The organism is Saccharothrix sp. NRRL B-16348 (genome assembly GCF_001280085.1).
Taxonomy (GTDB): domain Bacteria; phylum Actinomycetota; class Actinomycetes; order Mycobacteriales; family Pseudonocardiaceae; genus Actinosynnema.
On record NZ_LGED01000207.1, the window covers coordinates 14991 to 39035 of the forward strand.

The 24045-nt window shown below is 73.1% G+C and carries 24 protein-coding genes and 1 pseudogene; 11 read left to right on the forward strand and 14 right to left on the reverse strand.

Annotated elements, in window-relative coordinates:
• Positions 1-111 precede the first annotated feature (111 nt).
• On the reverse strand, positions 112-837 hold the full coding sequence (locus ADK67_RS24755) for a GGDEF domain-containing protein (protein WP_231648349.1): 726 nt from the start codon (positions 835-837) through the stop codon (positions 112-114).
• A gap of 229 nt (positions 838-1066) precedes the next feature.
• Here ADK67_RS24755 and ADK67_RS24760 point away from each other — a divergent pair, with 229 nt between their 5' ends.
• From ADK67_RS24760 to ADK67_RS24770, 3 genes are read left to right on the forward strand one after another with little or no spacing between them, the layout of a single operon-like run.
• Entirely contained in the window at positions 1067-3340 is a 2274-nt protein-coding gene (locus tag ADK67_RS24760; RefSeq protein ID WP_053718896.1) for a sigma-70 family RNA polymerase sigma factor, read from the forward strand.
• Between the two features lie 36 nt (positions 3341-3376).
• A complete protein-coding gene (locus ADK67_RS24765) occupies positions 3377-3892 on the forward strand; it encodes a GtrA family protein (protein WP_082403741.1) in 516 nt (171 codons plus the stop codon).
• A gap of 36 nt (positions 3893-3928) precedes the next feature.
• Positions 3929-4483 (forward strand): GtrA family protein, encoded by a 555-nt coding sequence (locus tag ADK67_RS24770; RefSeq protein WP_053718897.1) that lies wholly within the window; start codon positions 3929-3931, stop codon positions 4481-4483.
• A 36-nt stretch (positions 4484-4519) separates the two neighbouring features.
• On the opposite strand, the gene ADK67_RS24775 is transcribed toward ADK67_RS24770, so the two are convergent.
• On the reverse strand, positions 4520-5398 hold the full coding sequence (locus ADK67_RS24775) for a LysR family transcriptional regulator (protein WP_053718898.1): 879 nt from the start codon (positions 5396-5398) through the stop codon (positions 4520-4522).
• Between the two features lie 93 nt (positions 5399-5491).
• Here ADK67_RS24775 and ADK67_RS24780 point away from each other — a divergent pair, with 93 nt between their 5' ends.
• Positions 5492-6421 carry a superoxide dismutase gene (locus ADK67_RS24780; protein ID WP_231648350.1) on the forward strand — a complete coding sequence of 310 codons (930 nt, stop codon included), beginning with the start codon at positions 5492-5494 and terminating at the stop codon, positions 6419-6421.
• Positions 6422-6430: 9 nt separating this feature from the next.
• Here the strand turns inward: ADK67_RS24780 and hisN are convergent, their stop codons facing one another.
• Positions 6431-7216 (reverse strand): histidinol-phosphatase, encoded by a 786-nt coding sequence (gene hisN / locus ADK67_RS24785; RefSeq protein ID WP_053718899.1) that lies wholly within the window; start codon positions 7214-7216, stop codon positions 6431-6433.
• A gap of 39 nt (positions 7217-7255) precedes the next feature.
• Here hisN and ADK67_RS24790 point away from each other — a divergent pair, with 39 nt between their 5' ends.
• Both ADK67_RS24790 and ADK67_RS24795 read left to right on the forward strand, forming a co-directional pair.
• On the forward strand, positions 7256-7921 hold the full coding sequence (locus tag ADK67_RS24790; protein WP_053718971.1) for a response regulator transcription factor: 666 nt from the start codon (positions 7256-7258) through the stop codon (positions 7919-7921).
• Positions 7921-9195, forward strand: coding sequence for an ATP-binding protein (locus ADK67_RS24795; protein ID WP_053718900.1), 1275 nt, complete (start codon positions 7921-7923; stop codon positions 9193-9195). The genes ADK67_RS24790 and ADK67_RS24795 overlap by 1 nt, the downstream gene beginning before the upstream one ends.
• A gap of 55 nt (positions 9196-9250) precedes the next feature.
• Here ADK67_RS24795 and ADK67_RS24800 read toward each other — a convergent pair.
• From ADK67_RS24800 to ADK67_RS24840, 9 genes and pseudogenes are all read right to left on the reverse strand, one after another.
• Positions 9251-9499 (reverse strand): annotated as a pseudogene (locus ADK67_RS24800) (hypothetical protein); the annotation flags it as partial.
• Positions 9496-12210: a TNT domain-containing protein gene (locus ADK67_RS24805; RefSeq protein WP_053718901.1), complete on the reverse strand. Its 2715-nt coding sequence runs from the start codon at positions 12208-12210 to the stop codon at positions 9496-9498. The pseudogene ADK67_RS24800 and the gene ADK67_RS24805, both read right to left, overlap by 4 nt.
• A 14-nt stretch (positions 12211-12224) precedes the next feature.
• Positions 12225-12533: a WXG100 family type VII secretion target gene (locus tag ADK67_RS24810; protein WP_053718902.1), complete on the reverse strand. Its 309-nt coding sequence runs from the start codon at positions 12531-12533 to the stop codon at positions 12225-12227.
• Complete coding sequence (locus tag ADK67_RS24815; RefSeq protein ID WP_053718972.1) at positions 12530-12994, reverse strand: YbaB/EbfC family nucleoid-associated protein; 465 nt, start codon at positions 12992-12994, stop codon at positions 12530-12532. The genes ADK67_RS24810 and ADK67_RS24815 overlap by 4 nt, the downstream gene beginning before the upstream one ends.
• A 15-nt stretch (positions 12995-13009) precedes the next feature.
• Positions 13010-13675: an adenosylcobinamide amidohydrolase gene (locus tag ADK67_RS24820; protein ID WP_063797715.1), complete on the reverse strand. Its 666-nt coding sequence runs from the start codon at positions 13673-13675 to the stop codon at positions 13010-13012.
• Positions 13672-14235 (reverse strand): GNAT family N-acetyltransferase, encoded by a 564-nt coding sequence (locus ADK67_RS24825; protein ID WP_053718903.1) that lies wholly within the window; start codon positions 14233-14235, stop codon positions 13672-13674. The genes ADK67_RS24820 and ADK67_RS24825 overlap by 4 nt, the downstream gene beginning before the upstream one ends.
• Positions 14236-14237: 2 nt before the next feature.
• Positions 14238-15167 carry a hydroxymethylglutaryl-CoA lyase gene (locus ADK67_RS24830; protein WP_053718904.1) on the reverse strand — a complete coding sequence of 310 codons (930 nt, stop codon included), beginning with the start codon at positions 15165-15167 and terminating at the stop codon, positions 14238-14240.
• Positions 15154-15684, reverse strand: coding sequence for a PH domain-containing protein (locus ADK67_RS24835; protein WP_053718905.1), 531 nt, complete (start codon positions 15682-15684; stop codon positions 15154-15156). Before ADK67_RS24835 ends, ADK67_RS24830 begins: the two co-directional genes overlap by 14 nt.
• Before the next feature lie 45 nt (positions 15685-15729).
• Positions 15730-16518, reverse strand: a complete 789-nt coding sequence (locus tag ADK67_RS24840; protein ID WP_053718906.1) for a biotin--[acetyl-CoA-carboxylase] ligase — start codon at positions 16516-16518, stop codon at positions 15730-15732.
• A 214-nt stretch (positions 16519-16732) separates the two neighbouring features.
• Here ADK67_RS24840 and ADK67_RS24845 point away from each other — a divergent pair, with 214 nt between their 5' ends.
• On the forward strand, positions 16733-18364 hold the full coding sequence (locus tag ADK67_RS24845; RefSeq protein WP_053718907.1) for an acyl-CoA carboxylase subunit beta: 1632 nt from the start codon (positions 16733-16735) through the stop codon (positions 18362-18364).
• Positions 18361-18573, forward strand: a complete 213-nt coding sequence (locus ADK67_RS24850; RefSeq protein WP_053718908.1) for an acyl-CoA carboxylase subunit epsilon — start codon at positions 18361-18363, stop codon at positions 18571-18573. The genes ADK67_RS24845 and ADK67_RS24850 overlap by 4 nt, the downstream gene beginning before the upstream one ends.
• Before the next feature lie 55 nt (positions 18574-18628).
• Here ADK67_RS24850 and ADK67_RS24855 read toward each other — a convergent pair whose 3' ends face one another.
• Entirely contained in the window at positions 18629-18964 is a 336-nt protein-coding gene (locus ADK67_RS24855) for a hypothetical protein (RefSeq protein WP_053718909.1), read from the reverse strand.
• A gap of 226 nt (positions 18965-19190) precedes the next feature.
• Here ADK67_RS24855 and ADK67_RS24860 point away from each other — a divergent pair, with 226 nt between their 5' ends.
• Together ADK67_RS24860 and ADK67_RS24865 are read left to right on the forward strand one after the other, a co-directional pair.
• Positions 19191-19799, forward strand: coding sequence for a Maf family protein (locus ADK67_RS24860; RefSeq protein WP_053718910.1), 609 nt, complete (start codon positions 19191-19193; stop codon positions 19797-19799).
• A gap of 178 nt (positions 19800-19977) precedes the next feature.
• Positions 19978-21300 carry a dicarboxylate/amino acid:cation symporter gene (locus tag ADK67_RS24865; protein WP_053718911.1) on the forward strand — a complete coding sequence of 441 codons (1323 nt, stop codon included), beginning with the start codon at positions 19978-19980 and terminating at the stop codon, positions 21298-21300.
• Positions 21301-21480: 180 nt separating this feature from the next.
• Here ADK67_RS24865 and ADK67_RS24870 read toward each other — a convergent pair whose 3' ends face one another.
• A complete protein-coding gene (locus ADK67_RS24870) occupies positions 21481-22101 on the reverse strand; it encodes a hypothetical protein (RefSeq protein WP_053718912.1) in 621 nt (206 codons plus the stop codon).
• A gap of 164 nt (positions 22102-22265) precedes the next feature.
• On the opposite strand from ADK67_RS24870, the gene ADK67_RS24875 reads away from it, so the two are divergent.
• A complete protein-coding gene (locus ADK67_RS24875) occupies positions 22266-24038 on the forward strand; it encodes an acetyl/propionyl/methylcrotonyl-CoA carboxylase subunit alpha (RefSeq protein ID WP_053718913.1) in 1773 nt (590 codons plus the stop codon).
• Positions 24039-24045 lie beyond the last annotated feature (7 nt).

Consider the following 24045-nt stretch of genomic DNA (forward strand, 5'->3'; position numbering starts at 1 on the left):
AAAAGCAGGCGCCGGGCTCCTGTGGGGGGAGGGGGTCTTCAGTTGTCGGACGCCGGACAGGGGGTTCGGCGCCCGGGTTCTCGGCGCCCGGTGCTCAGCGGCGCCCGGTGCTCAGCGGCCGAGCCCGGCGATCAACGACAGCGCGTCGTCACAGGTCGGGGGCAGTTCCTCCAGCCAGACCTCGACCGGACCGGACCGCGCCACGTGCGGGTCGACGGACAGCCGGTCCGCGGCGAGCACCCGCAGGTTGCTCACGGCCCGCGCCAGGTGCCGGTCGCGGCGCAGCAGCACGCACGCCACCGAGGACCCGATCGAGGCCACCGTCTCGCCACCGTCGAACACCTCTTTCAGCGCGTCGGCCAGCAACGTCATCGCCACCACCCGCGACCACCCGGACGTGCGGGTCAGGTCCAGCGCCACGAACACCAGCACGTGCTCCTGGCTCCCGGCGACCCGCGCCTCCGCGTACACCTCGCGCAGCCTCGTGCGCAGGTACGCGGACGTGGCCAGGCCCGTCAGCGGGTTCTCCGCGGCGCAGGTCGCCGCACGCCTGGTCATCACGTCGCCCCAGCCCAGCGCGGTGGACCGCAGCATCCGCGCCGGGATCGCGTCCACGCTCGGCGACACGATCCCGGTCGAACCCGGCGGCTCCGCCAGCACCGCGTGCAGCGCCGCCAGGTCGAGCAGCGTCTCCGCCAGCCCGGCGCCCGCCTCGGCACGCGCGGCGCCGAGCCGGTGCAGCGCCGCGCTCGCGTCGTCCTCGGCCAGCACCGCCCGGCACACGTCGTCCACCTCTGCCAACGGCCAGTCCGCCGGGAACGCCCAGCCCGCGGCCATCGTGGCGGTGCGCCACCTCGACCGCAGTGCCCGCGACCCTTCAGCGCCGGAACGCCGTGTGACCGCTTCCCGAACACCCACCCGGATGCCTCCTCGACGTCGGTTTCCGTCTACGAGACGACGCCGCGCCTCAGCCATGACGGCATTAAGTCCACCCAGTCGGGGGGTTCTGGGTGACGGTGTGCGACTCCGTACGTCACACTGGCGCCGCGCGAGGAGGGAAGAACACGTGGCGACCGTTCCTGCCGAAGTCCAGGGACCGAGCGACGCGGAGCTGATCGACTCCGTGCGCGCCGGGGACACCGACGCCTACGGGCAGCTCTACGAACGCCACGTGTCGGCCGCGTACAACCTGGCCCGCCAGCTCGCCAGGTCGTCCGCCGAGGCCGATGACCTGGTGTCGGACGCGTTCGCGAAGGTCCTCGACACGCTGCGGGCCGGGCGCGGGCCCGACTCGGCGTTCCGCGCCTACCTGCTCACCGCGCTGCGCCACACCGCCTACGACAAGACGCGCCGCGACCGCAAGCTCGAACTGGCCGACGACGTGGCCGAGGTCGCGCCCGAGGCGACCAGCGTGCCGTTCAAGGACACCGCCGTGGCCGGGCTGGAGCGGTCGATGGCGGCGCGGGCGTTCGCCCGGCTGCCCGAGCGCTGGCAGACCGTGCTGTGGCACACCGAGATCGAGGGCCAGTCGCCCGCCGAGGTCGCGCCGCTGCTCGGCCTGACCGCCAACGGCGTGTCCGCGCTGGCCTACCGCGCCCGTGAGGGCCTCAAGCAGGCCTACCTGCAGGTGCACCTGGCCGAGACGCAGACCGAGCGCTGCCGCGCCACCGTGGAGCGGCTGGGCGCGTGGACGCGCGGCGGGCTGTCCCGGCGGGAGACCACGCAGGTCGAGGCGCACCTGGACGAGTGCACGGGCTCGTGCCGGGCGCTGGCCGCGGAGCTGGCCGACGTCAACGGCGCGCTGCGCGGGATCATCGCGCCGCTGGTGCTCGGCCTCGGCGCGTCCGGCTACCTCGCCGCGGCGGGCGCGGGCACCGCCAAGGCCGCCACGGTCGCCGCGGCGGCAGCGGGCACGGGTGGCGCCGCCGGTGCGGCCGCGTCCGTGCCGCGCCAGTTCCTCGTCACCGCCGCCTCGGCCGCCGCCCTGGTGGTCGCGGTGGCGATCGGCCTGGCGTCCGGTGGCGAGCAGGAGGTGCCCGCCGCGCAGGCCGCCCCGGTGGTCACCACCCAGCCGGCGCAGCCGACCCAGCCGGCGAACCCGCCGCCGACCAACCCGCCGCCGCCCGCCACCGTGCCGTCGACGGAACCACCGCCGACCACCGAGCCGGCGCCCCCGCCCGTGCCCGCCCCGACGACGACGGCACCCACCACGGCGCCCACCACGACACCGCCGGCCGAGCCGGAACCCGAACCGGAACCCGAACCCCTGCCGACGCCGCCGAGCCTGGTGCCGGTGGTGCCGAGCGGGTTCGTGCTGACGCCCGGCGAGGACCCGGTCGACCTGCCGATCACCGTCCGCAACTCCGGTGAGACGGCGTCGGAACCGGCGAGCGCCGCGCTGGACCTGCCGCCCGGCGTCCGGTCCGTCGGCCCCGCCGCGTCGTTCGCGGGCGGGCGGCTGGTCCGGCTCGACGGCGCGGCCGACCAGACCGTGGCCTGCCCGGCGGGCACCGGCACCGTGACGTGCGCCGCCACGCAGGGCATCGCGCCCGGCGGCACGGCGACGTTCGTGTTCCGGGTGCAGGCCGACCACGACGCCACGACCGGCCGGATCACCGGCACGGTCAGCGCGGGCGTGTCGCTGAGCGTGGCGATCGCGGTCGACGTCGAGGTGCGCCCGGCGCGCGACGACCTGGAACTGCTGGTCCACAAGTGGCACCCCGGGTTCTGGGACCCGCGGCTGGACATCAAGGCCACCAACACCGGCGGCCGGGCGGGCGACCTGCGCCTCGTCGTGGAGTCCGACGAGCACATCGCGCTGGTCGCGCTGTGGCCCGGCTGCGACCGGTCCTGGAACCGGGTCGTGTGCGAGGTGCCGCTGGCGCGCGGCGAGTCGTTCCCGCTGACGGTCTGGGCGATCGGCTCGCCGCACCGCGACGGTGTGGTGCGGGTCTCGGCGACCCTCGGCACCGCGTCCGAGCAGGTCGAGGTGCCGATCTCCATGCGCCCCGGCGAACCGCACGAGCCGGAGCCGCCGGTGGTCACCACGACACCGACGCCGCCGACGATCACCCGCTCGACGCCACCGACGACCACCACGACTCGGCCGACCACGCCGACGACGACCACCGGACCGTCGACGACGACTCCGACGAGCCCGTCGGCGCCCACCACCGAGCCGTCCGCGCCGACGACCACCCACCCCACTACGGAACCCACGACCGCGCCGACCACGACCACTCCGCCACCCGCCCGTGACGAGCCGTGTCGGCCGAGGCCACCGTGGTTGCCGCCGGACTGGATCGACTTGTTCCCCGGGCACTGCCGCACCCCTTCGTGATCGTTCGATCACGCGGGTCGGTAGCCTGCCCCGGTGCTGCCACTCGTGCGCAGGGTCTTGGGCCTCTTGCCGGAACCGGTCCGCTTTCTGATCAACAAGCACCGTGAGCTGATCCGGTTCGCCGTGGTCGGCGGCACGACGTTCCTGATCGACAACGGCATCTGGTACGCGTTGAAGCTGACCGTGCTGCAGGACAAGGTCGTCACGGCCAAGGCCATCGCGGTGCTGGTCGCGGTCATCTCGTCGTACGTGCTGAGCCGCGAGTGGTCGTTCCACACCCGCGGCGGACGTGAGCGACACCACGAAGCCGCGTTGTTCTTCCTGGTCAGCGGCATCGGCATCGGGGTGAACCTGCTGCCGCTGTACGTCTCGCGGCACGTGTTCGACCTGCACTCGGAGATCGCCGACTTCGCCGCCGGTTCGGTGATCGGCATGCTCCTGGCCACGGGTTTCAAGTACTGGGCGATGCGGAAGTTCGTGTTCCCCCAGGCGGGCGCGCGGCCGTCGGTGCAGCCGCTGCACGTCGTGGCCGAATCACGCGAAGTGGCCTGAACAGGCCTTTCACCCCGCTTTCCGTAGACTGCCGGGGTGTCCGTAGTCGAAAACGTCGTCCTCCGCCTGCCCGAACCGCTGCGCTCCCTGGCCCTCAAGCACAGAGAGCTGCTGAAGTTCGCCGTGGTGGGCGGCACCTGCTTCGTGATCGACACGGTCATCTTCTTCGGCCTCAAGACGCTCGTGCTGAGCGAGAACCCGGTCACCGCGAAGATCGTGGCCACGCTGGTGGCGACCATCGTGTCGTACGTGCTCAACCGCGAGTGGTCGTTCAAGACCAGGGGCGGACGTGAGCGACACCACGAGGCCGCGCTGTTCTTCCTCGTCAACGGCATCGGCATCGCGCTCAACTCGATGCCGCTGTGGGTGTCGCGGTACCTGCTGCACTTCCAGGAGCCGCACGTGTCCAGGCTGGGCGAGGAAGTCGCCGACTTCGTCAGCGCGCAGATCATCGGCACCCTGATCGCCATGGTGTTCCGCTGGTGGGGCTACAAGAAGTGGGTCTTCCCCGAGGCGGACTTCCGGCCGCGGCGCGTGACGCGGGCCTACGACCGCCCGGAGGACGACGACCAGGCGCAAGGCCACCTCTGACCGGAACGCGGCAGGGTCCGTGGACACCGGACCCCGTCACCGGCCTCCGTCGGGCGCCTGACCGGCCGCGCAGGCGATCACCAGGCCGGCGGAGGGCGAAGGTTCCCGCCGCCACACCAACTCCAGGTCCGGCGCGGGCACGCGGTCCGCGAACGGGATCATCACCGCGTCCGCGGGCAGGTGGTCCCCCAGCGTGCGCGGCACGAGCTGGTAGTTCTCGCCGGCCGCCAGCTCGTCGAACCGGCGCCAGCCGGGCAGCCGCGTGTCCTCGACCTCCGGGACGTGCCCGAGCGCGGACAGGAGCGCGGCGCGGTAGCCGGGCATGTGCCGCCGCGACAAGAGCAGGCGACTGCCCACCAGGTCCGCCGGGGTCACCGCGGCGCGGCCCGCCAGGGGGTGCGCCGCCCCGACGACCACGATCAGGTCCTCGCGCTGGAACGGGATCCGGTCGAACTCGGGGCGCTCCGGCACGCTCCGCGACAGGACCAGGTCGAACCTCTTCGCGAGCAGCCCTTCCACCAGTTCCACCGACCACCCCTCGACCTGGTCGACGGTCAGGTTCGGGTGGCGCTCGCCGACGGCGTCGACGAGGCGCGGCACGGCCCCGTACGCGGCGCTCGTGACGAAGCCGAGCCGCACGGAGCCGAACTCGCCGCGCCCGGCCGCCCTGCTCCGCTCGAGGAGCCGGTCGGCGTCGTCGAGGATCCGACGCGCGGACGCCACGAACTCCCGGCCCGCCTCGGTCAGCCCGGTCGGCCGCCGGGTGAACAGGGTGACGCCCAGAGCGCGTTCCAGGTCGCCGACCTGGCGGCTGAGCGCGGGTTGCGCGACGTGCAGCCGGTCGGCGGCGCGCTGGAAGCCGCCCTCGTCGGCGACCGCGACGACGTAGCGCATCAGGCGCAGGTCGATCGACATGCCCGGAGCGTATGTGGGCAGACCGAGGCGGTATTGGCGGTTCCGGCGAACCGGCGCCGAGACTGGTGGCCGGTGTCGATCAACGGAGGTCGGATGATGCGCAGGCGTGACGTGCTGGTGGCGGCGGCGGGACTCGGTGCGGCGGTGCTGCTGCCCGGGACGGCGACGGCCAGGCCGTTCCCCACCGAGTTCGCGTTGCCGGACGGGTTCATGCCGGAGGGCATCGCGATCGGCGCGTGGCCGACGGCGTACTTCGGGTCCCGCGCCGACGGCGCGATCTACGAGGTGGCGCTGGCCACCGGACGCGGCCGGGTGCTCAGCGCCGGTACGGGCACGCCGTCGCTGGGTCTCAAGGTGGACTCCGCGCGGCGGCGGCTGTTCGTGGCGGGCGGCTCCGGAGGCGACGTCCGGGTGGTCGACGCCTTCTCCGGTCGCGTGCTGGCGAGCTACCGGCTCACCGACCGGGAGTCGTTCGTCAACGACCTGGTGATCACCCGCGACGCCGTGTGGCTGACCGACTCCTTGCAGCCCGTGCTGCACCGGCTGCCGCTCGGGCCGTTCGGCGCGCTGCCGCACCGGTCGGAGATCACCTCGCTGCCGTTGACCGGCGACCTGGTCCACGTCCCGGAGGTCGCCAACGGCAACGGCATCGTGACCACCCCGGACGGCCGGGCGCTGCTGGTCGGCCAGACCTCCACCGGCAAGCTGTTCCGGGTCGCGCCGGATACGGGCGTGACCGCCGAGGTCGGCCTGGGCGGTCACCTGCTGCCGCGCAACGACGGCCTGCTGCGCGAGGGCCGGCACCTCTACGTGGTGCAGAACCGGGTGAACCTGTTCACCAAGCTGGAGCTGAGCCCGGACGCGAGCAGCGCCAGGGTCGTGGCCGTCGTGACGGACCCGAGGTTCGACGTGCCGGCCACCGTCGCCGCCTGGGGCAACCGGTTCTACCTGGTCAACGGGCGGTTCAGCACGCCGCCGACGCCGACCACGACCTACGGCGCGCTGGCGCTGGACAAGTTCTGACCGGTCGGTTCAGCGGCCTTCGGCCAGCACCTTCAGCGCCGCGTCGTGCAGGTGGCCGTTGCTGGTCAGCACGGTGCCGCCGTCGAACCTCGCCACGCCGCCGAGGTCGCTGAACCGGCCACCGGCCTCCGTGACCAGCACCTGGAACGGCGCCACGTCCCACGCGTTCACGATCGGCTCCGCGGCCAGGTCGATCGCGCCCTCCGCGACCAGGCAGTGCTGCCAGAAGTCGCCGAACGCCCGGTTCTCCCAGCACGCGTCGACCAGCGCCAGGTACGCCTCGCGAGAGTGGTACTCGACCCACGTGCCCAGGTGCGTGGTGGACAGGTAGGCGTCGGAGAGGTCGCGGACCGCCGACACGGAGATCTCCCGCACACCCGACGCGTCCGACGTGTGCGCGCCGCCGCCCGTGGCCGCCCACCAGCGGCGGCCCAGCGCGGGGGCGCTCACCACGCCGACCACCGGCGCGCCGTCGACGACCAGCGCGATCAACGTCGCCCACACGGGCACGCCGCGCAGGAAGTTCTTGGTGCCGTCGATCGGGTCGACCACCCACGCCCGGCCGTCGCCCGCCGTGCCGCCGCGCTCCTCGCCGGCGACCTGGTCGTCCGGCGCCTCGGCCGCGAGGACCGCGCGGATCGCGTCCTCGACCGCCACGTCGGCGTCCGTCACCGGTGTGCGGTCGGGCTTGCGCTCCACCACGAGGTCACGGGCGCGGAACCGGGCGGTGGTGATCTTGTCGGCCTCGTCCGCCAAGCGGAGGGCCAGGGACAGATCTGCGCGAAGGTCGGGCACGCACGGGATCGTGCCACGCCTACGCTGGGTGGCGTGAGCGTGGTCTTGTTGGCCGAGGACGACCCGGCGATCGCCGAACCGCTGTCCCGCGCGTTGCAGCGGGAGGGCTACCAGGTGCAGGTCGTCACCGACGGCCCGGGCGCGCTGGACGCCGCCACGCACAGCGGCATCGACCTGCTCGTGCTCGACCTCGGCCTGCCCGGGATGGACGGGCTTGAGGTGTGCCGCCGGCTGCGCGCGGGCGGTCGCGGCCTGCCCGTGCTGATGCTCACCGCGCGGTCCGACGAGGTCGACTTCGTCGTGGGCCTGGACGCGGGCGCGGACGACTACGTGGCCAAGCCGTTCCGGCTGGCGGAGCTGATGGCCCGCATCCGCGCCCTGCTGCGCCGCCGCGCGCCCGGCACGTTGGAGGTCAACGGCGTGCGGATGGACCTCGCCGCCCGCCGCGTCACCGTGGACGGGCTGGAGGTGCAGCTGGCGAACAAGGAGTTCGAGCTGCTGCGCGTGCTGATCCAACGCGCGGGCCAGGTGGTGCACCGCGACGAGATCCTGTCCGAGGTCTGGAACGACCCGGAGCTCAAGAGCAGCAAGACCCTGGACATGCACATGTCGTGGCTGCGCCGGAAGCTCGGCGACGTGCGCTCGGTGGAGCGCCGCATCGCGACCGTGCGCGGTGTCGGTTTCCGCTTCAACACCGCCGACTGATGCGCAGCCGGATCCTGCGGGCCATCCTGCTCGCCGTCGCGGTCACCGGCTTCGCGCTCGGCCTGCCGCTCGGCTACACGGCGCTGCGGCTGGTGGAGGACGGCGCGCGCACCGACCTGGCCGCGCGGGCGCAGCGGATAGCGGCGTCCGTCGACGACCAGATCGCGAGCGGTCGGGAGATCGACCTCGGGCCGGTGGAGGTCGGCGTGCCGGAGGGCGGCCACCTCGTGGTGAGGTCGGCCGGCGCGGTGCGCGAGTTCGGCCACCGGCCGGGACCGGACCCGTTGTCGGTCGAGGTGCCGATCGCGCAGCAGGGCACGGTGCTGCTGGAGGTGTCGTCCGCGCCGATGCACACCGCGCAGTACCAGGTGGCGGCGCTCGTGGTGCTGCTGGTCGTGCTGTCGGTGAGCACCGGCACGGTGGTGGCCACGGTGACGGCGCGCAAGCTCGCCAAGCCGTTGCGGCACGTGGCGGCGCGCGCGGCCCGGCTGGGCGCCGGTGACTTCCGGCGTGACGACCGGCGGCACGGCGTGCCCGAGCTGGACCTCGTCGCCGAGGCGCTCGACCGGTCGGCGGGCGCGCTGGCGCAGCTCGTGCAGCGGGAGCGCGAGCTGGTCGGCGACGTCTCGCACCAGCTGCGCAGCAGGTTGACCGCGTTGCAGCTGCGGCTGGAGGCGTTGTCGCTGCACCCGGAGCCGGACATGGCGGTGGAGGCGCGGGCCGCGCTGGAGCAGGCCGAACGGCTGGCCGAGGTGCTCAACGAGATGCTGGCCGCGGCCAGGGCCGCCCGCGCGGTCGGCGCGGAACCGCTGGACCTGGGCGCGGAGTTGACGACCATCGCCGAGGAGTGGCGCGAGCCGCTGCGGCGGGCCGGGCGCGCGCTGCGGGTGAAGGTGCCGGACGGTCTGCTGGCCCGTGCCACGCCCGCACGGCTGCGGGAGGCGATCGGCGTGCTGCTGGACAACGCGTTGCGGCACGGCGAGGGCTTGGTCGTCGTGTCGGCGCGCCGTGACGACGGCACGGTGGTCGTGGAGGTCGCCGACGGCGGCGCGGGCGTGCCGGACGAGTTGGCGCACCACATCTTCGAACGCGGGGTGTCCGGCGGCGGGTCGACCGGTGTCGGCCTGGCGCTGGCGCGTGCCCTGGTGGACGCCGACGGCGGGCGGCTGGAGCTGTCCACCGCCCGGCCGGCGACGTTCGCGCTGTTCCTGCCCGTGCCGAAGGCCGAGGACGTGGTCGGCGTGACGTGGCGGACCGACCTCACGCCTCGCTAGGCGCGACCTCCGGCTGGGCGTCCTTGACCTGGCCGTCCTTGGGCTGGGTGTCCTGGGGCAGCACGCCGACCGCGCCGCGCACGACCTGCGCCCACACCAGCCGGCCGAACAGGTAGTGGCAGGCGACGTCCTCGCTGGTGAACGCCGCCCAGTCGTACCGGTTGCCCTGCTCGCGCCAGAAGACCTCGAAGCCCTCCTCGGTCGGCAGGAGGCACCACGTGTTGTCGGCCTCCGCGCCGATCGACACGACCTCCGCGGGCACGCCGACCGCCAGCAGCCAGCCCTGGATCGACTCCGCGTTCATGCCATCTCCTCCAGGTAGCCCAGCGCGATCAGGTCGGCGACCGGGTAGGTGGCGCGGAAGCGGGCGCCGCCGCCGGGCTGGCCGAACCACTCGGCGGACAGGGTGAACCACACCGGCAGCACCTTGACCACCCGGTAGCGGTGGTAGCCCGCGTCCACCAGCGCGGGCGGCAGCGACCGCTCGGCGTACGCGGTGCCGAGCTGGGACAGCACCCGGCCTTCCGGCCCGCCGAACCGGTCCAGCTCCACGCCGGCCGCGAGCACGCCGGCCTGGCCCGCCTCGTAACCGCCCTCGGGGAACAGCTCGCCGGGCGGCCAGGCGTACTCGGGCGGGTCGGCGCGGACCAGGAACCGGCGGTCCCAGTCGCGTTCGTGCAGGCCCGCCAACGGGTCGTAGCCCGCCAGCAGCACGGGATCCGGCGCGGCGCCGGGCGTGAGGACCAGGCGTGGCCGGTTGGCCGCGGGCACCGGATCGGTGGACACCGGACCGGCCGGCTCCTCGCCGGAGAGCCGCGACCGCAGCGCGTCCTGGCTCACGGCCCGCAGGTCGAGGCCGAACTGGGCGGAGGCGTCGACCAGGTGGCCGTCGGGGTGGCCCTGCGGCTCGAAGCGCAGGCCCGCGGCGAACGTCTCGTCCTCCGACGGCGGCGGCAGCTGGCGCGCGGGCGCCGTGCTGGGTGGCGGGAGCGTGCCGCCGGGGAACATGTGCAGCAGGAACAACGCCGCCGCTTCGGTGGCCGGCTCCGCGGTCTGCGCGGCCTTCACCGGTGGCGCGGGCGGGGTGTCGTCGCGCTCGGTCGGCAGGATCGCCGACGTGGCGCCCGCCGGGAGCGGCGGTGCGATGGTGTCGCGACCGCCGCCGAGCGAGAGGGGGACGATCGCGAACGCGAGGTCGCCGTCCTTGACCTGCTGCCCGACGGCGGCCAGGGCGTCCTTCAGGTCCTTCTGGACGTCCCTGACCTCGGCCTTGGCGGCGCTGTCGGCCTTGGCTTGGCCCTCGCTCTTGGGCTGTGCCTCCGCCTTGACCTGGCTCTCCGCCTTCGCGGCGGCTTCGCCCTTGGCCTGAGCGCCCTGGTTCTGGCTCTGGCCCTGGCTCTGACCCGAACCGGACTGGCTTTGCCCCTGGTTCTGGCCCTGCCCCTGACCCGCCGGTGTCTGGCCGGGCTGGGGTTGAGCGGCTTGACCAGCTTGAGCGGCTCGCGCCTCGGCCTTCGGCGCCGCCTGCTGCCCGGCCTGCTGGCCCGGGGCTTGGGTGTTCGCGGCGGCGTTCGCGGCCGGGCTCTGCGCGACGGCCGCCGCTGCCGCTGCCGCCGGAGCCGCCGCGGGCGCGCCACCGACGGACGGGCCGCCGAACGCCGGACCCTGCGGCCCGGCCTGGGTCGCGGCCGGAGCCGCCGGCTGGGCGGTCGCGTGCGGCGCTTCGGTGTGCGGGAGCAGCGGTCGGTCGAGGACCGCCGCCGACGACTGGTTGACCGTGCCCTCGGCGCGGGTGACGGCGGCGTCCACGACCGGCCCCGCGGCACCCAGCACGGGGTTCACCAGGTCGCCGACGAGGTTGCCGCCCGCGTTGCCCCCGTTGCCGTGGCCGGGTGCGGCACCCGATCGGCCGGGCGCGTTGTCCTGGCCCGGCGCCACGGTCTCGCCCACGTTGTGAACCGTGTCCGCCGCGCCCTGGACGGTGCGGCCGACCGTGTCGTCCACCGCGCCGCCGACGTCCTTGACGACCTCGCCCGCCTTGTCCAGCGCCGGTTCCACCACGGCGGCGAGCGGCGGCGCGACGGTCTCGACCACGTCCAGGGCCGGCTCGGTCACCACGTTCACCGTCTCGGTCACCGCGCCGACCAGACCGCCGACCAGACCGGGCGGCTGAGCACCCGGAGCCGCGCCGGAGCCACCCGGCTGCGACCCTTCGCCCAACCCGGGCGGCTGAGCGCCCGGAGCCGCGGCGAGCGGCGGCGCGACGGTCTCGACCACGTCCAGGACCGGCTCGGCCACCGCGCCCACCGTGTCGGTCACCGCGCCGACCAAGCCGCCGACCAGACCGGGCGCCTGAGCACCCGGAGCGCCGCCACCACCGGACCCGTTGCCTTCCGCCGGCCCACCGGGCAGCAGACCGTCGAGCAGACCGCCCGGCTGACCGGAACCACGTCCCGCGTCGGGCGCGTGCACGCCGGGGTTGGCGTCGACCGGCGGCTGGTGGCCACCGATCTGCACGCCGCTGTCCAACCGCACCGCGCTGGTCAACGTGTCGGTGAGGTGGGCGACGTTCGCCGCCGCGCCGCGCACCGCCGTCTCCAGCCCCAGCAACGCCGTCGGGTGCCCGGCGGTCGCGGCCTGCTGCGCGGCGTCGTTGTTCTTCGCCAGGTTCACCAGCTCGCGCACCAGCTCGACCTTGGCCGCGCCGACCTGCTCGGCCGCGTGGTCCAACCGGTCGGCCGCCGCGTTGCACCCGCGCAGCACGGCGTTCAGCGTGCCGTCCGGGGCGGTGAACTTGTTCCAGTGGCCGCGGGCCGCGTCACCGGTGGACCCGGTCATCGCGGTCAACGCCTTGCCCGCGGACCCGTCGGACTCGCCCGCCAGCGTGGAGAGCTTGGCGCCCGCCTCACGCCACGCGGTCGCGGACGCGCGCAACTTGTCCTCGTCGGCCTGGGGCCAGGAGACCCCGGCCTTGGCGGCAACCTCGGCCAACTCGGCCGGCAGCTCGATCCCCATCACGGCCCCCTGAGTCAGATCGCGCCGAGCGCGTTGCGGTTGCCCTCTTCGACTTCGCGGTACGTGCGGGCCGTCTCGGCGAAGCGCTCCCCGACACCGCCGAACCCGGCGCTCAACCCGTTCAGCCCGCCCAGCACCTCGCCCGACGGCTGGACGTGGCTCGCCGCGAAGCTCTGCCCGATCGCGTCACCGCCCCAGCAGTCGCCGATCGAGCCGAGCACGCCGCCGAGCTCACCCGCGATCTTCCCGGCCCGTTCGGCGAACGCGGTGAAGTCGTCGGCCCCCTCGGCGAGGCGGGCGAGGTCGGTCTCGAAGCCGGTCATCTCGTTCTCCTCGAAGCCTTGGCGTCGACGTCGGTCATCCACTCGCGCTGCTCGAAGTCGTCGTCGTCGACGACCGGACGCCTCCGGGCCGGCTGCGGCGGCTGGATCTCCTCGGACCGCAGGTCGGCCGTGCCGCGCAGCAACGCCTCGGGATCCGTGCCGGCGGGCAGCACCGGGCTCAACGTCCGGTAGGCGCCCTCGGCGGCCTGCGCCGCGGCTTCCCGCGTCGTGCGCACGATCAGCTCGGCGAGCTGCGCCGGCCGCAGCCGGTACGCGTTGTCGCCCAGTTCCAGGTCGGTGAGCGTGCCCTTGGCGTCGACCACGGCGGTCACCGAGCCGTCGGGACTGGTGGCCGACCCGGAGATCCGGGCCAGGTCGCGCTGCACGGACGCCAGTTGGTCGCGACTGCGCCGGTAATCGGCGAGCAGCTCGTCCACCTGGGCGCGGTGATCGGTCGTCACGGCCACCTCCGGTCTTCAGCCGTCGCCGGGCATGGTCGTCGGTCGCGCGTTGGACGTTACGACCACTACGCCGGTTCCCGCCCGTTCCAGGGAAATCCCGGCGTGGACGGCGCGGTGCACCGTTCGGGCCAACGCCGAGCCGATCACCGACCGCGGCCCGCCGTACGGCTCGACCGGGCCGTCCACCGGGCACAGCAGCACGACCGCGTCGGTGACCGTCCCGGTGCCGGGCACGCCCGCCTCGCCCAACGCCTGCGCCTTGGCCTCGGCAACGGTGGCGACCGCGTTCACCAGGGCCGCGTCCGCCAGCCGCACCGGCAGCACGCACACCGCGTTGATCGTGCCGACGCCCGGCACGTCGTCGGCGGGCGGACCGGCCGCCCACGTGGGGTGCGCGCCGATCCCGGTCGTCACCCACGACCGCACACCGCCGTCGGCCGCCGGCACCACGTCCCGCACGTCGACCGCGGTGAGCAGACCGGCGCCCGGCCCGCGCAGCCCGAGACCGGCCGCGATCTCGGCGACGTGCACGTCCGGGTCGAGGCGCGCGTAGTCCTTGGGCACGGTCGCGTTCAGCGCCCAGTGCCGCACGCCGAGCCCGCCGCCGTGCGGGCCGGACGAGATCGCCAGCATCGGCTTCGACAGCCGCCACACCAGGACGCCGGGGTGCCGTTCGATCACGGCAGGAGCCGCACGAGCGCCCGGTTCGCGCCCCGGCGCTCCACCAGCTCGAACCCCGCGTCGGTGAACATGCCCAACGTGCCGTGGTACAGGTCGCCGGAGCCCTTCTTCGCGCCGCCGGTGTCCACCGGGTAGCCCTCGACGGACCGCGCGCCGTGCGCCCGCGCGTACCGGACGGCGTGCTCCAGCAGCACGGCGCCCACGCCGCGACGCCGGGCCGTGCGGTGGATGAAGAAGCACGTCACCGACCACACGTCGGTCAGGTCGTCGTCCACCGGGGCAGCCACCTTCGTGCGCGCCAGCCGTGCGTAGCCGAGGCGGGGCGCGACCGCGACCCACCCGACCGGCCGGTCGTCGTCACCGGTCGCCACCAACCCGACCGGGACGCCGGACCGGACTCGGGAGCGCAACAGCTCCTTGTTGCCCGCCGAACCGTTGGCCCGCATCTCGGCGTTGGTCTGGAAGAACCACGTGCACCAGCACCCGGACTGCGCGCCGTTGGGCCCGAACAGCTCCTCCAGCACAGGCCACGTCCGCGGTGTCAACTCGACGACCCGCACCGCTAGCCCCGCAGCGCCCGGACCACCCGCGACGGGCTTGGCCTGCCGAGCCGTTCGGCCATCCACGCGCTGGTGTCGGCGAGCTTGTCCAGGTCGACGCCGTGGGCCACGCCCAGCCCGTCGAGCATCCACACCAGGTCCTCGGTGGCCAGGTTGCCGGTCGCGGACTCCGCGTACGGGCAGCCGCCCAGCCCGCCCGCCGACGAGTCGATCGTGCGCACGCCCGCCTGCATCGCGGCCAGCGTGTTCGCCAACGCCTGCCCGTACGTGTCGTGGAAGTGCACCGCGAGCCGGTCCACGCCGTCGAAGCCGGCCAGCAGCGCGGACACCTGCCCCGGCGTGGCCACGCCGATGGTGTCGCCGAGCGAGAGCTGGTCGCAGCCCATGTCCAGCAGCCTCTTGCCGACGCCGACGACCTGCTCGCGCGGCACGGCGCCCTCCCACGGGTCGCCGAAGCACATCGACACGTACCCGCGCACCGCCAGGCCCTCGGCCTTCGCCCGGGACACGACCGGGTCGAACATGGCGAACTGCTCGTCCAGCGACCGGTTCAGGTTGCGCCGGGCGAACGTCTCGGTGGCGCTGGCGAAGATCGCGACGTGCTCGACGCCCGCCCGCAACGCCCGCTCCAGCCCGCGTTCGTTGGGCACCAGCACCGGGTAGCTCACGCCGGGGCGCTTGACCAGGCCGGCCAGCAGCTCCTCGGCGTCGGCCAGCTGCGGCACCCACTTGGGGTGCACGAAGCTCGTGGCCTCCAGCACCGTGCCGCCCGCGTCGGCCAGCCGGTCCAGGAACTCCAGCTTGGTGCCGACCGGCACGACCTCGGCCTCGTTCTGCAGCCCGTCCCGCGGCCCGACCTCCCAGATCGTCACGCGGTCCGGCAGGCCGTCGCCGCCGACCGTGTCCGGCAGGCCGACTTCACGCGCGCCCATCTGTGACCCTGTCCTCCGTCCGGTGGTCGTCGGCCGGGTTGTCGTTGATCTCCCGGTACAGCATCGAGTGCACCTTCTCCACCCGCGGGATGTCGTCGAACTCCAGCGGCTCGTCCGAGGCCGACTCGATGATCAGCGTGCCGCAGCCGAGCAGCCGGTCCACCAGCGTGTGCTCGAAGCGGACGCTGTTGACGCGGCCGAGCGGGATGTCCAGCCCGGTGCGCTTGAACACGCCGATCCGGTACATCACGCGCTCGCTGGTGACGATGAAGTGCGTGGTGCGCCAGCGGATCACCGGCGCGACGGTCAGCCAGGCGACCAGCACCAGGACGACCGCCGCGAGCGCGATCCAGGCGATCGACGCCCAGCTGAAGTCGGACACCTGCACCGCGAGGTAGGCGCCGACGGCGACCGCGACGAGGAGCACGAGCACCGGGACGACCAGCGTCTTCCAGTGCGGGTGCCGGTGGATCACGACGTGCTCGCCGGTGCTGAGCAGGTCGTCCGGGTAGGCCACGACGGTCCCTTTCGGTGGCTCGGCTCGCCTCGGGTGCGGCTCGCCTCACCGTACCCGGAGGTGCACCACGTCCCCGGCGGAAACCGAGTGGTCGGCGCCCTCCTCGTCGCGCACCACCAGCGTGCCGTCGGACTCCACGTAGCGGGCCGTGCCGAGCAGCGACTCGCCCGCGGCCAGCTCCACCCGCACCTGGCGGCCGAGCGTGCCGCAGTGCCGGCGGTACTCCTCGCGCAACGACGGCTCGTCGCCGGCCGCGCGCCGCCACCGCTCCTCCACCGCGGCCAGCTCGCGGAGCAGCGTGATCGCCACCTCCGTGCGGTCGAGCGGACCGGCGTGGTCTTCGAGGCTGGTCGGCACGAGTCCGCCCGCGCCGGGCTCGACGTCGTCGGGCAGCTTCGCCACGTTCAGCCCGATGCCGACGATCACCGCCTGCGCCACGCCCGCGGTGGTCTCGGCCAGCACGCCCGCCGCCTTGGCGTCACCGACGAGCAGGTCGTTCGGCCACTTCAGGGACGCCTCGACTCCGACGCCGCGCGCCGTGCGGACCAGCGCCACGCCCGCGAGCAGCGTCACCCACGGCAACCGGGCCGGCGGCACGCCGGTCGGGCGGAACAGCACGCTCAGGTAGAGGCCGCCGGGGGGCGACGTCCAGCCGCGGCCCCGTCGTCCCAGGCCCTCGGTCTGCCGTTCGGCGATGAGGACGGTGCGGTCGTGCGCGCCGCGGTTCGCCGCGTCACGCAGGTCGAGGTTGGTGGAACCGGTCTCGGCGACGACGTCGACCGTCGCGTAGGTGCCGGTGAGTGCGGAGCGGAGAGCGGCGGCGTCCAAGGTCACGGCTCGCACCTTAAGAGCGAAGACGCCGGCCCGCACGGTCCGCGCCGGGAGTCGCGCGACCCGCCCCACGCGCTTGTCGGAGCGGTGTGGACCGTGGGGCGGGCCGCGTGCCCAAGCCTGCAACCTCCACCGCACTGGAGGTCAACTTCCGGTCCAGTGACCTGGGCTACTACCGCCACGCGCGGACGTTACCGGCTGGTTAAGCTGCCGCGCTATGAGCAGTGCGACCGCCCCCACTGGCGAGGAGCCGGACGTCCACACCACGGCCGGGAAGCTGGCCGACCTCCACCGGCGCAACGAGGAGGCCGTGCACGCCGGTTCGGCGCGCATGGTGGAGAAGCAGCACGCCAAGGGCAAGAAGACCGCCCGCGAGCGCATCGAACTGCTGCTGGACCCCGGCTCGTTCGTCGAGCTGGACGAGCTGGCGCGGCACCGCTCGACCAACTTCGGGCAGGAGCGCAACCGGCCCTACGGCGACGGCGTGGTGACCGGCTACGGCACCGTCGACGGCCGCCCGGTGTGCGTGTTCAGCCAGGACGTCACGATCTTCGGCGGCTCGCTCGGCGAGGTGTACGGCGAGAAGATCGTCAAGGTCATGGACCTGGCGATCAAGACGGGCCGGCCGATCGTCGGCATCAACGAGGGCGGCGGCGCGCGCATCCAGGAGGGCGTCGTCTCGCTCGGCCTCTACGGCGAGATCTTCCGCCGCAACGTGGCCGCGTCCGGCGTCGTGCCGCAGATCTCGCTGATCATGGGCGCGGCCGCGGGCGGGCACGTCTACTCGCCCGCGTTGACGGACTTCGTGGTGATGGTCGACCAGACCTCGCACATGTTCATCACCGGCCCGGACGTGATCAAGACCGTCACGGGCGAGGACGTCGGCTTCGAGGAGCTCGGCGGCGGGCGCACGCACAACACCAAGTCGGGCAACGCGCACTACCTCGGCGACAACGAGGAGGACGCCATCTCCTACGTCAAGGAGCTGCTGTCCTACCTGCCCGCGAACAACATGTCCGAGCCGCCGGTCTTCGACCCGCCGGACGACCTGGTGCACGGCTCGGTCGAGGACTCGGTCACCGACGCCGACCGCGAGCTCGACACGCTGATCCCGGACTCCGCGAACCAGCCCTACGACATGCACGAGGTCATCACCCGCGTGCTGGACGAGGGCGAGTTCCTGGAGGTCCAGCCCCTGTTCGCGCCGAACATCCTGGTCGGCTTCGGCCGGGTGGACGGCCACTCGGTCGGCATCGTGGCCAACCAGCCGACCCAGTTCGCGGGCTGCCTGGACATCGACGCCTCGGAGAAGGCCGCGCGGTTCGTGCGCACCTGCGACGCGTTCAACATCCCGGTGCTGACGTTCGTCGACGTGCCCGGCTTCCTGCCCGGCACCGACCAGGAGTGGAACGGGATCATCCGGCGCGGCGCGAAGCTGATCTACGCCTACGCCGAGGCGACCGTGCCGCTGGTCACCGTGATCACCCGGAAGGCCTACGGCGGCGCGTACGACGTGATGGGTTCCAAGCACCTGGGCGCGGACATCAACCTGGCGTGGCCGACGGCGCAGATCGCGGTCATGGGCGCTCAGGGCGCCGCGAACATCGTGCACCGCAAGACGTTGGCGACCGCGGCGGCCGAAGGCGAAGACGTCGACGCGCTTCGGGCCCGTTTGCAGCAAGAGTACGAAGACACCCTCTGCAACCCTTACGTGGCGGCCGAACGCGGCTATGTTGACAGTGTGATCCCTCCCTCTTTCACGCGCGCGCACGTCGCCAGGGCGCTGGTGATGCTGCGGGACAAGCGCGAGGCGTTGCCGCCCAAGAAGCACGGGAACATCCCGCTGTGAGCGCGGCACCGCACCTCCGGGTGGTGCGTGGCAACCCGGACGACGTCGAGTTGGCCGCCGTGACGGCGGTCGTGGTCGGCCTCGCCTCGGCCGGCGTTCCCACCGGGGACGAACCGCGCCGTTCGGCGTGGTCGGACAAGTCCAGGCAGGTCAGGCGCCCGTTGCCGCACGGCCCGGGCGCGTGGCGGAGCTCCGCCCTGCCTTACTGACTCATGACTGGGAACCCGCCGCCGGGACGCCTCGGCGGCGGATCCCGGCTTGCCCTCAACAGTCCACGCGGCGTGAGTTGACCTGCGCGCCGTCGCCGAGCACCGAGACCTCCCGGCAGCGCGTCCCGTCCGGCACGTGCACGCGCACCCGCATCCACATGGTGCCGACGCCGACCCGCGCCTCCAGCACCTCGACGCCCTCGGCCGCCACCGCCGACGGCACCTCGTCCAGCCGCCGCAACGCCCGCGCGATGGACGTCACCTGGTCCATCACCCGGTGCTCGACGCGGTCGCTGCCGTTCGCGAACGGCCAGAACGGCACGCCGTAGCCCACCGGGTCCGTGGACACGACGCGCGCCGACAGGACGAGGATCAGGACGACCGGCGCCACCAACAGCCACCGGTACCGGCCTCGACCCCGGTCGTTCCGGCGGACTACCAGAGCCAGACGTTGCACCACTCCGAGAGTGCCGCACGCCGTCACGGCGCGCATCGGTAGTTCTACGCACCGCACGTGCACGCCTCACGAAATGCTGTGATCAGGGGTTTCCGGTTCGGCAACCCGCACCGCGCCCACCCGACCGCCGTCCGTCCGGGAGGGCCCTAGGCTGCTCGTCGTGCGCTTCGTCCTCGCCTCCCAGTCCCCCGCCCGCCTGGCCGTGCTGCGTGCCGCCGGTGTCGAGCCCGTCGTCCGCGTGTCCGGCGTCGACGAGGACGCGCTGGCCGCCTCCCTCGCCGACCCGACACCGGAAGAGCTGGTCACGGCCCTGGCGACGGCGAAGGCCGAGGCGATCGCCCGTGACGAGGACGACGACGCGGTGATCGTCGGGTGCGACTCGATGCTGCGCACCGCCGACGGCGAGGTGCACGGCAAGCCCGGCACGGTCGAGGTCGCGCGCGAGCGGTGGAAGAAGATGGCAGGCACCACCGGCGCCCTGCTGACCGGGCACGCCGTGCTGCGGATGCGCGGCGGGCAGGTCGTGGCGCGCGCCGTCGGGCACGAGGCGACGCTGGTGCGGTTCGGCCGGCCGACCGACGACGAGCTGGAGGCGTACCTGGCGACGGGCGAGCCGCTGCACGTCGCGGGGGCGTTCACGCTCGACGGCCTCGGCGGCTGGTTCGTGGACGGCATCGACGGCGACCCGTCCAGCGTCATCGGCATCAGCCTGCCGCTCACGCGCGCGCTGCTGCGTCAAGTCGGCGTCGCGGTGTCCGACATCTGGTAGCCGTTGTCACATTTCCCCTGATCCGGGAAGCTCCTCGAAGGCCTTTCGCGTTGGGGGAGCTGTGGGTGAACTGCTGACGCGCCGCCGTCACATCGACTTCGGGCGCAGGACGAGCACGGGCTGTCGCGGCTGACGCCGCCCCCGTCGCCCACCCCTGCGCAGCCAACCCGGAGCAGTCGTGTCGTTCGTCCGCAGTTATACGAAGCCGAAGGTGTTCGGCTTCACCGTCCTCGCCGCCCTCGTCCTCGGCGCCCTGGCGGGGTACGTCGCCAAGAGCACGGACCAGGCGTGGCTCACTACCACCCTCGGTTCCATCGGCGACGTCTTCACCAGTCTCTTGCAGTTCACCGTCATCCCACTGGTGTTCACCGCGATCGTGGTCGGCATCACGAGCCTGCGCAGGCTGGGCAACTCGCGCGCCGCGCGGCTGGGCGGGAAGACGCTGCTGTGGTTCGCCGCCACGTCCCTGATCGCCGTGCTGATCGGCCTGGCCATCGCGCTGGTCTTCAAGCCGGGCTCGGGCGTGCGGGTCGAGCCGTCGCAGGCGGCGGTGGAGAAGCTCGCCGCCCGTGACCAGGGCTCCTGGGGCACCCTGCTGGAGACGTTGATCCCGTCGAACCTGTTCAGCGCGTTCACCGAGGGTGAAGTGCTCCAGGTCGTGTTCATCTCGGTGCTGGTCGGGTTCGCCGCGTACGCGCTGGGCGAGAAGGCCACGCCGTTCGTCACGCTGACCCGGTCGGCGTTCGACCTGATCCAGAAGATCGTCGGCTGGATCGTGCTGCTGGCCCCGATCGGCGTGTTCGGCCTGATCGGCACGGCGTTCGCGACGTACGGCAACTCGTTCGTCCAGCCGCTGTTCTCGCTGATCGCGGCGGTGTACGGCGGGTCGCTGCTGGTGCTGTTCGTGGTGTACCCGCTGCTGCTGCGGTTCGTCGGCCGGGTGTCGCCGGTGACGTTCTTCGCCAAGGCGTGGACCGCGATCCAGTTCGCGTTCGTGTCCCGCTCGTCGGGCGCGACGCTGCCGTTGAGCAGGCAGACCGCCGCCAACCTCGGCGTGGACAACGACTACGCGTCGTTCGCCGTGCCGCTGGGCACGACCACGAAGATGGACGGTTGCGCCGCCGTGTACCCGGCCATCGCCACGGTGTTCATCGCGAACCTGTTCGGCGTGCAGCTGGGCGTGTGGCAATACGTGGCGATCGTCGCGGTCGCCGTGTTCGGCGCGCTGGCCACCGCCGGCACCACCGGCTGGTTCACCATGCTGACGCTGACCCTGGGCGCGGTGAACATGCCGCCGGAGGTCATCGCCACCGGTGTCGCGGTCGTCTACGCGATCGACCCGATCCTGGACATGGTCCGCACGGCCACCAACGTGACCGGCCAGATCACCGTCCCGGTCCTGGTCGCCCGCAGCGAGGGCCTGCTCGACGACGAGATCCTGAACGCCCCGAGCGAGCCGCCCCTGCTGACCACCCCGCGCACCACCCCCGTCCCCGCCTGACCGTTCACCTCACCCGACCTGGACGTAGGACACGCGCGTTCCGAACGTAGGACACGCGCGAGAGTCCTACGTCCAGGTCGCGCGTGTCCTACGTTCAGGTCGCGCGTGTCCTACGTTCAGGTCGCGCGTGTCCTACGTTCAGAACACGCGAGTTCAACGCTCAGAACGTGTGCCGCACCGTCACGCGCCGCATTGGCGCAGGTCGGACGGGTCCGGCGTGACGGTCGGCCAGCCGGGCAACGACTCCGCCTCGCGCACGACCGGCGTGCACCCCAGCTCACCGCCGGCCGGCGAGAACACCTGCGCGAACCACCGCCCGCAGTCCGCGTCCACCTTGCACGCCCGCTGCACGGCCACCACGTCCGCGACCGCGTCCTGGTCCACGTCGTGCAGCGCCAGGTACGCCCCGCTGGCCACGTACGGCACCTGCGCCCGCGTCCAAGCCCCGGACCTGCGCACCAGCACCTCCCCGAGCACCTCGCCGCCGACCTCGCCCCGCACCAGGCACACCGCGACCTCGGCGTCCACGCACTGCAACGACGACCCGTCGATTCGGGCACCCGAAGACGCGATGGTCAACTCGAAGACGTTCGGCCCCGAAGCGCCACTGGTCCAGATCCGGCCCGCGCCCTCGCCGACGACCAATTCCACTGAATCGACACCGACCTCCTGCTTCACCACCGAACGGCACGCCGTCGCCCCGCACCGCAATTCGTCCTGCGGCGTCGCGGCGCCCGGGTCCGGCACCGCGGGAGGACGCAGTGACCAGGCGATGACCAGGCCCGCGATAGTGATGAGCACAGCTGCGCAAGCTGTCAGAAGCGCGGCGGTGGGCGGGCGTGTCACGATTTCCCATTGTTCCACCCAAGCGTGAGCTGTCTCTCGGTCACCGGGTACTGACGGGTCACTAAACTTCCCGACCATTGCCGCTCCCAGTCCCAGCGTTTGCCAGGAGGTAGGACGTCGTGTCGCTGCGCAAGGTCCTCGTCGCCAACCGCGGTGAGATCGCCGTCCGGGTCATCCGTGCCTGCCGGGACGCCGGTCTGGCCAGCGTCGCCGTGTACGCCGACCCGGACCGGGACGCCCCGTTCGTCCGGTTGGCGGACGAGGCGTTCGCCCTGGGCGGCAGCACGCCAGGGGACAGCTACCTGTCCATCGACAAGCTCCTCGACGTGGCCAAGCGCGCGGGCGCGGACTCGGTGCACCCCGGCTACGGCTTCCTGTCCGAGAACGCGGACTTCGCGCAGGCCGTGCTGGACGCGGGCCTGATCTGGATCGGCCCGACCCCGCAGGCCATCCGCGACCTGGGCGACAAGGTCACCGCGCGGCACATCGCGATGCGCGCGGGCGCGCCGCTGGTGCCCGGCACCAAGGACCCGGTCTCCGGCCCGGACGAGATCATCGCGTTCGCCGAGGAGCACGGCCTGCCGGTCGCGATCAAGGCGGCGTTCGGCGGCGGCGGGCGCGGCCTCAAGGTGGCCCGCACGCTGGAGGAGATCCCCGAGCTGTTCGACAGCGCGGTGCGCGAGGCCGTCACGGCGTTCGGCCGCGGCGAGTGCTTCGTCGAGCGCTACCTGGACAAGCCGCGGCACGTCGAGGCGCAGGTCCTGGCCGACCAGCACGGCAACGTGGTCGTCGTCGGCACGCGCGACTGCTCGTTGCAGCGCCGCCACCAGAAGCTGGTCGAGGAGGCGCCCGCGCCGTTCCTGACCGACGAGCAGCGCGCCGAGATCCACCGCTCGGCCCGGGCCATCTGCAAGGAGGCCGGCTACCACGGCGCCGGCACGGTCGAGTACCTGGTCGCGGTCGACGGCACGATCTCGTTCCTGGAGGTCAACACCCGCCTGCAGGTCGAGCACCCGGTCAGCGAGGAGACCGCGGGCGTCGACCTGGTGCGCGAGCAGTTCCGGATCGCCGCCGGCGAGGTGCTGCGGTTCACCGAGGACCCCACCCCGCGCGGCCACTCGATCGAGTTCCGCATCAACGGCGAGGACGCGGGCCGCAACTTCCTGCCCGCACCCGGCACGGTGACCACGTTCACCTCGCCGTCCGGCCCCGGTGTCCGGGTGGACGCGGGCGTGGAGAGCGGCACGGTCATCGGCGGCCAGTTCGACTCGTTGCTGGCCAAGCTGATCGTCACCGGCGAGGACCGGCCGCAGGCCCTGGAGCGGGCACGGCGCGCGTTGGACGAGATGGTGGTGGAGGGCATGGCGACCGTGCTGCCGTTCCACCGCGCGATCGTGCGCGACCCGGCGTTCGTGGGCTCCGAGGACGGCTTCACCGTGCACACGCGGTGGATCGAGACCGAGTTCGACAACACCATCGCGCCGTTCACCGACGGCGCGGAGGCCGAGGAGGACGAGCCGCGGCAGACCCTGGTGGTCGAGGTCGGCGGCCGTCGCCTGGAGGTCTCGCTGCCCGGTGACCTGGCGCTCGGCGGCGGTGGCGGCGGCGCGGCCAAGGCGGGCACGAAGGTCAAGCCGCGCAAGCGCGCCGGCGGCAAGGGCGGCGCGGCGGTCTCCGGTGACGCGGTGGTCGCGCCCATGCAGGGCACGATCGTCAAGGTCGCGGTCGAGGACGGGCAGCCGGTCGAGGCGGGCGAGCTGATCGTCGTGCTGGAGGCCATGAAGATGGAGAACCCGGTCACCGCGCACAAGGCAGGCGTCGTCACGGGTCTGTCCGCCGAGTCGGGCACGGCGGTCACCCAGGGCACCGTCATCTGCGAGATCAAGGAATAGGCTCACC

What these genes read in the sequence shown, in the direction of transcription:
- ADK67_RS24755 (WP_231648349.1), bottom strand. Translation starts at nt 837, where the DNA reads ATGGCCGCGGGCTGGGCGTTCCCGGCGGACTGGCCGTTGGCAGAGGTG.
- ADK67_RS24775 (WP_053718898.1), bottom strand. Translation starts at nt 5,398, where the DNA reads ATGTCGATCGACCTGCGCCTGATGCGCTACGTCGTCGCGGTCGCCGAC.
- ADK67_RS24780 (WP_231648350.1), top strand. Translation starts at nt 5,492, where the DNA reads ATGATGCGCAGGCGTGACGTGCTGGTGGCGGCGGCGGGACTCGGTGCG.
- ADK67_RS24795 (WP_053718900.1), top strand. Translation starts at nt 7,921, where the DNA reads ATGCGCAGCCGGATCCTGCGGGCCATCCTGCTCGCCGTCGCGGTCACC.
- ADK67_RS24805 (WP_053718901.1), bottom strand. Translation starts at nt 12,210, where the DNA reads ATGGGGATCGAGCTGCCGGCCGAGTTGGCCGAGGTTGCCGCCAAGGCC.
- ADK67_RS24810 (WP_053718902.1), bottom strand. Translation starts at nt 12,533, where the DNA reads ATGACCGGCTTCGAGACCGACCTCGCCCGCCTCGCCGAGGGGGCCGAC.
- ADK67_RS24830 (WP_053718904.1), bottom strand. Translation starts at nt 15,167, where the DNA reads ATGGGCGCGCGTGAAGTCGGCCTGCCGGACACGGTCGGCGGCGACGGC.
- ADK67_RS24845 (WP_053718907.1), top strand. Translation starts at nt 16,733, where the DNA reads ATGAGCAGTGCGACCGCCCCCACTGGCGAGGAGCCGGACGTCCACACC.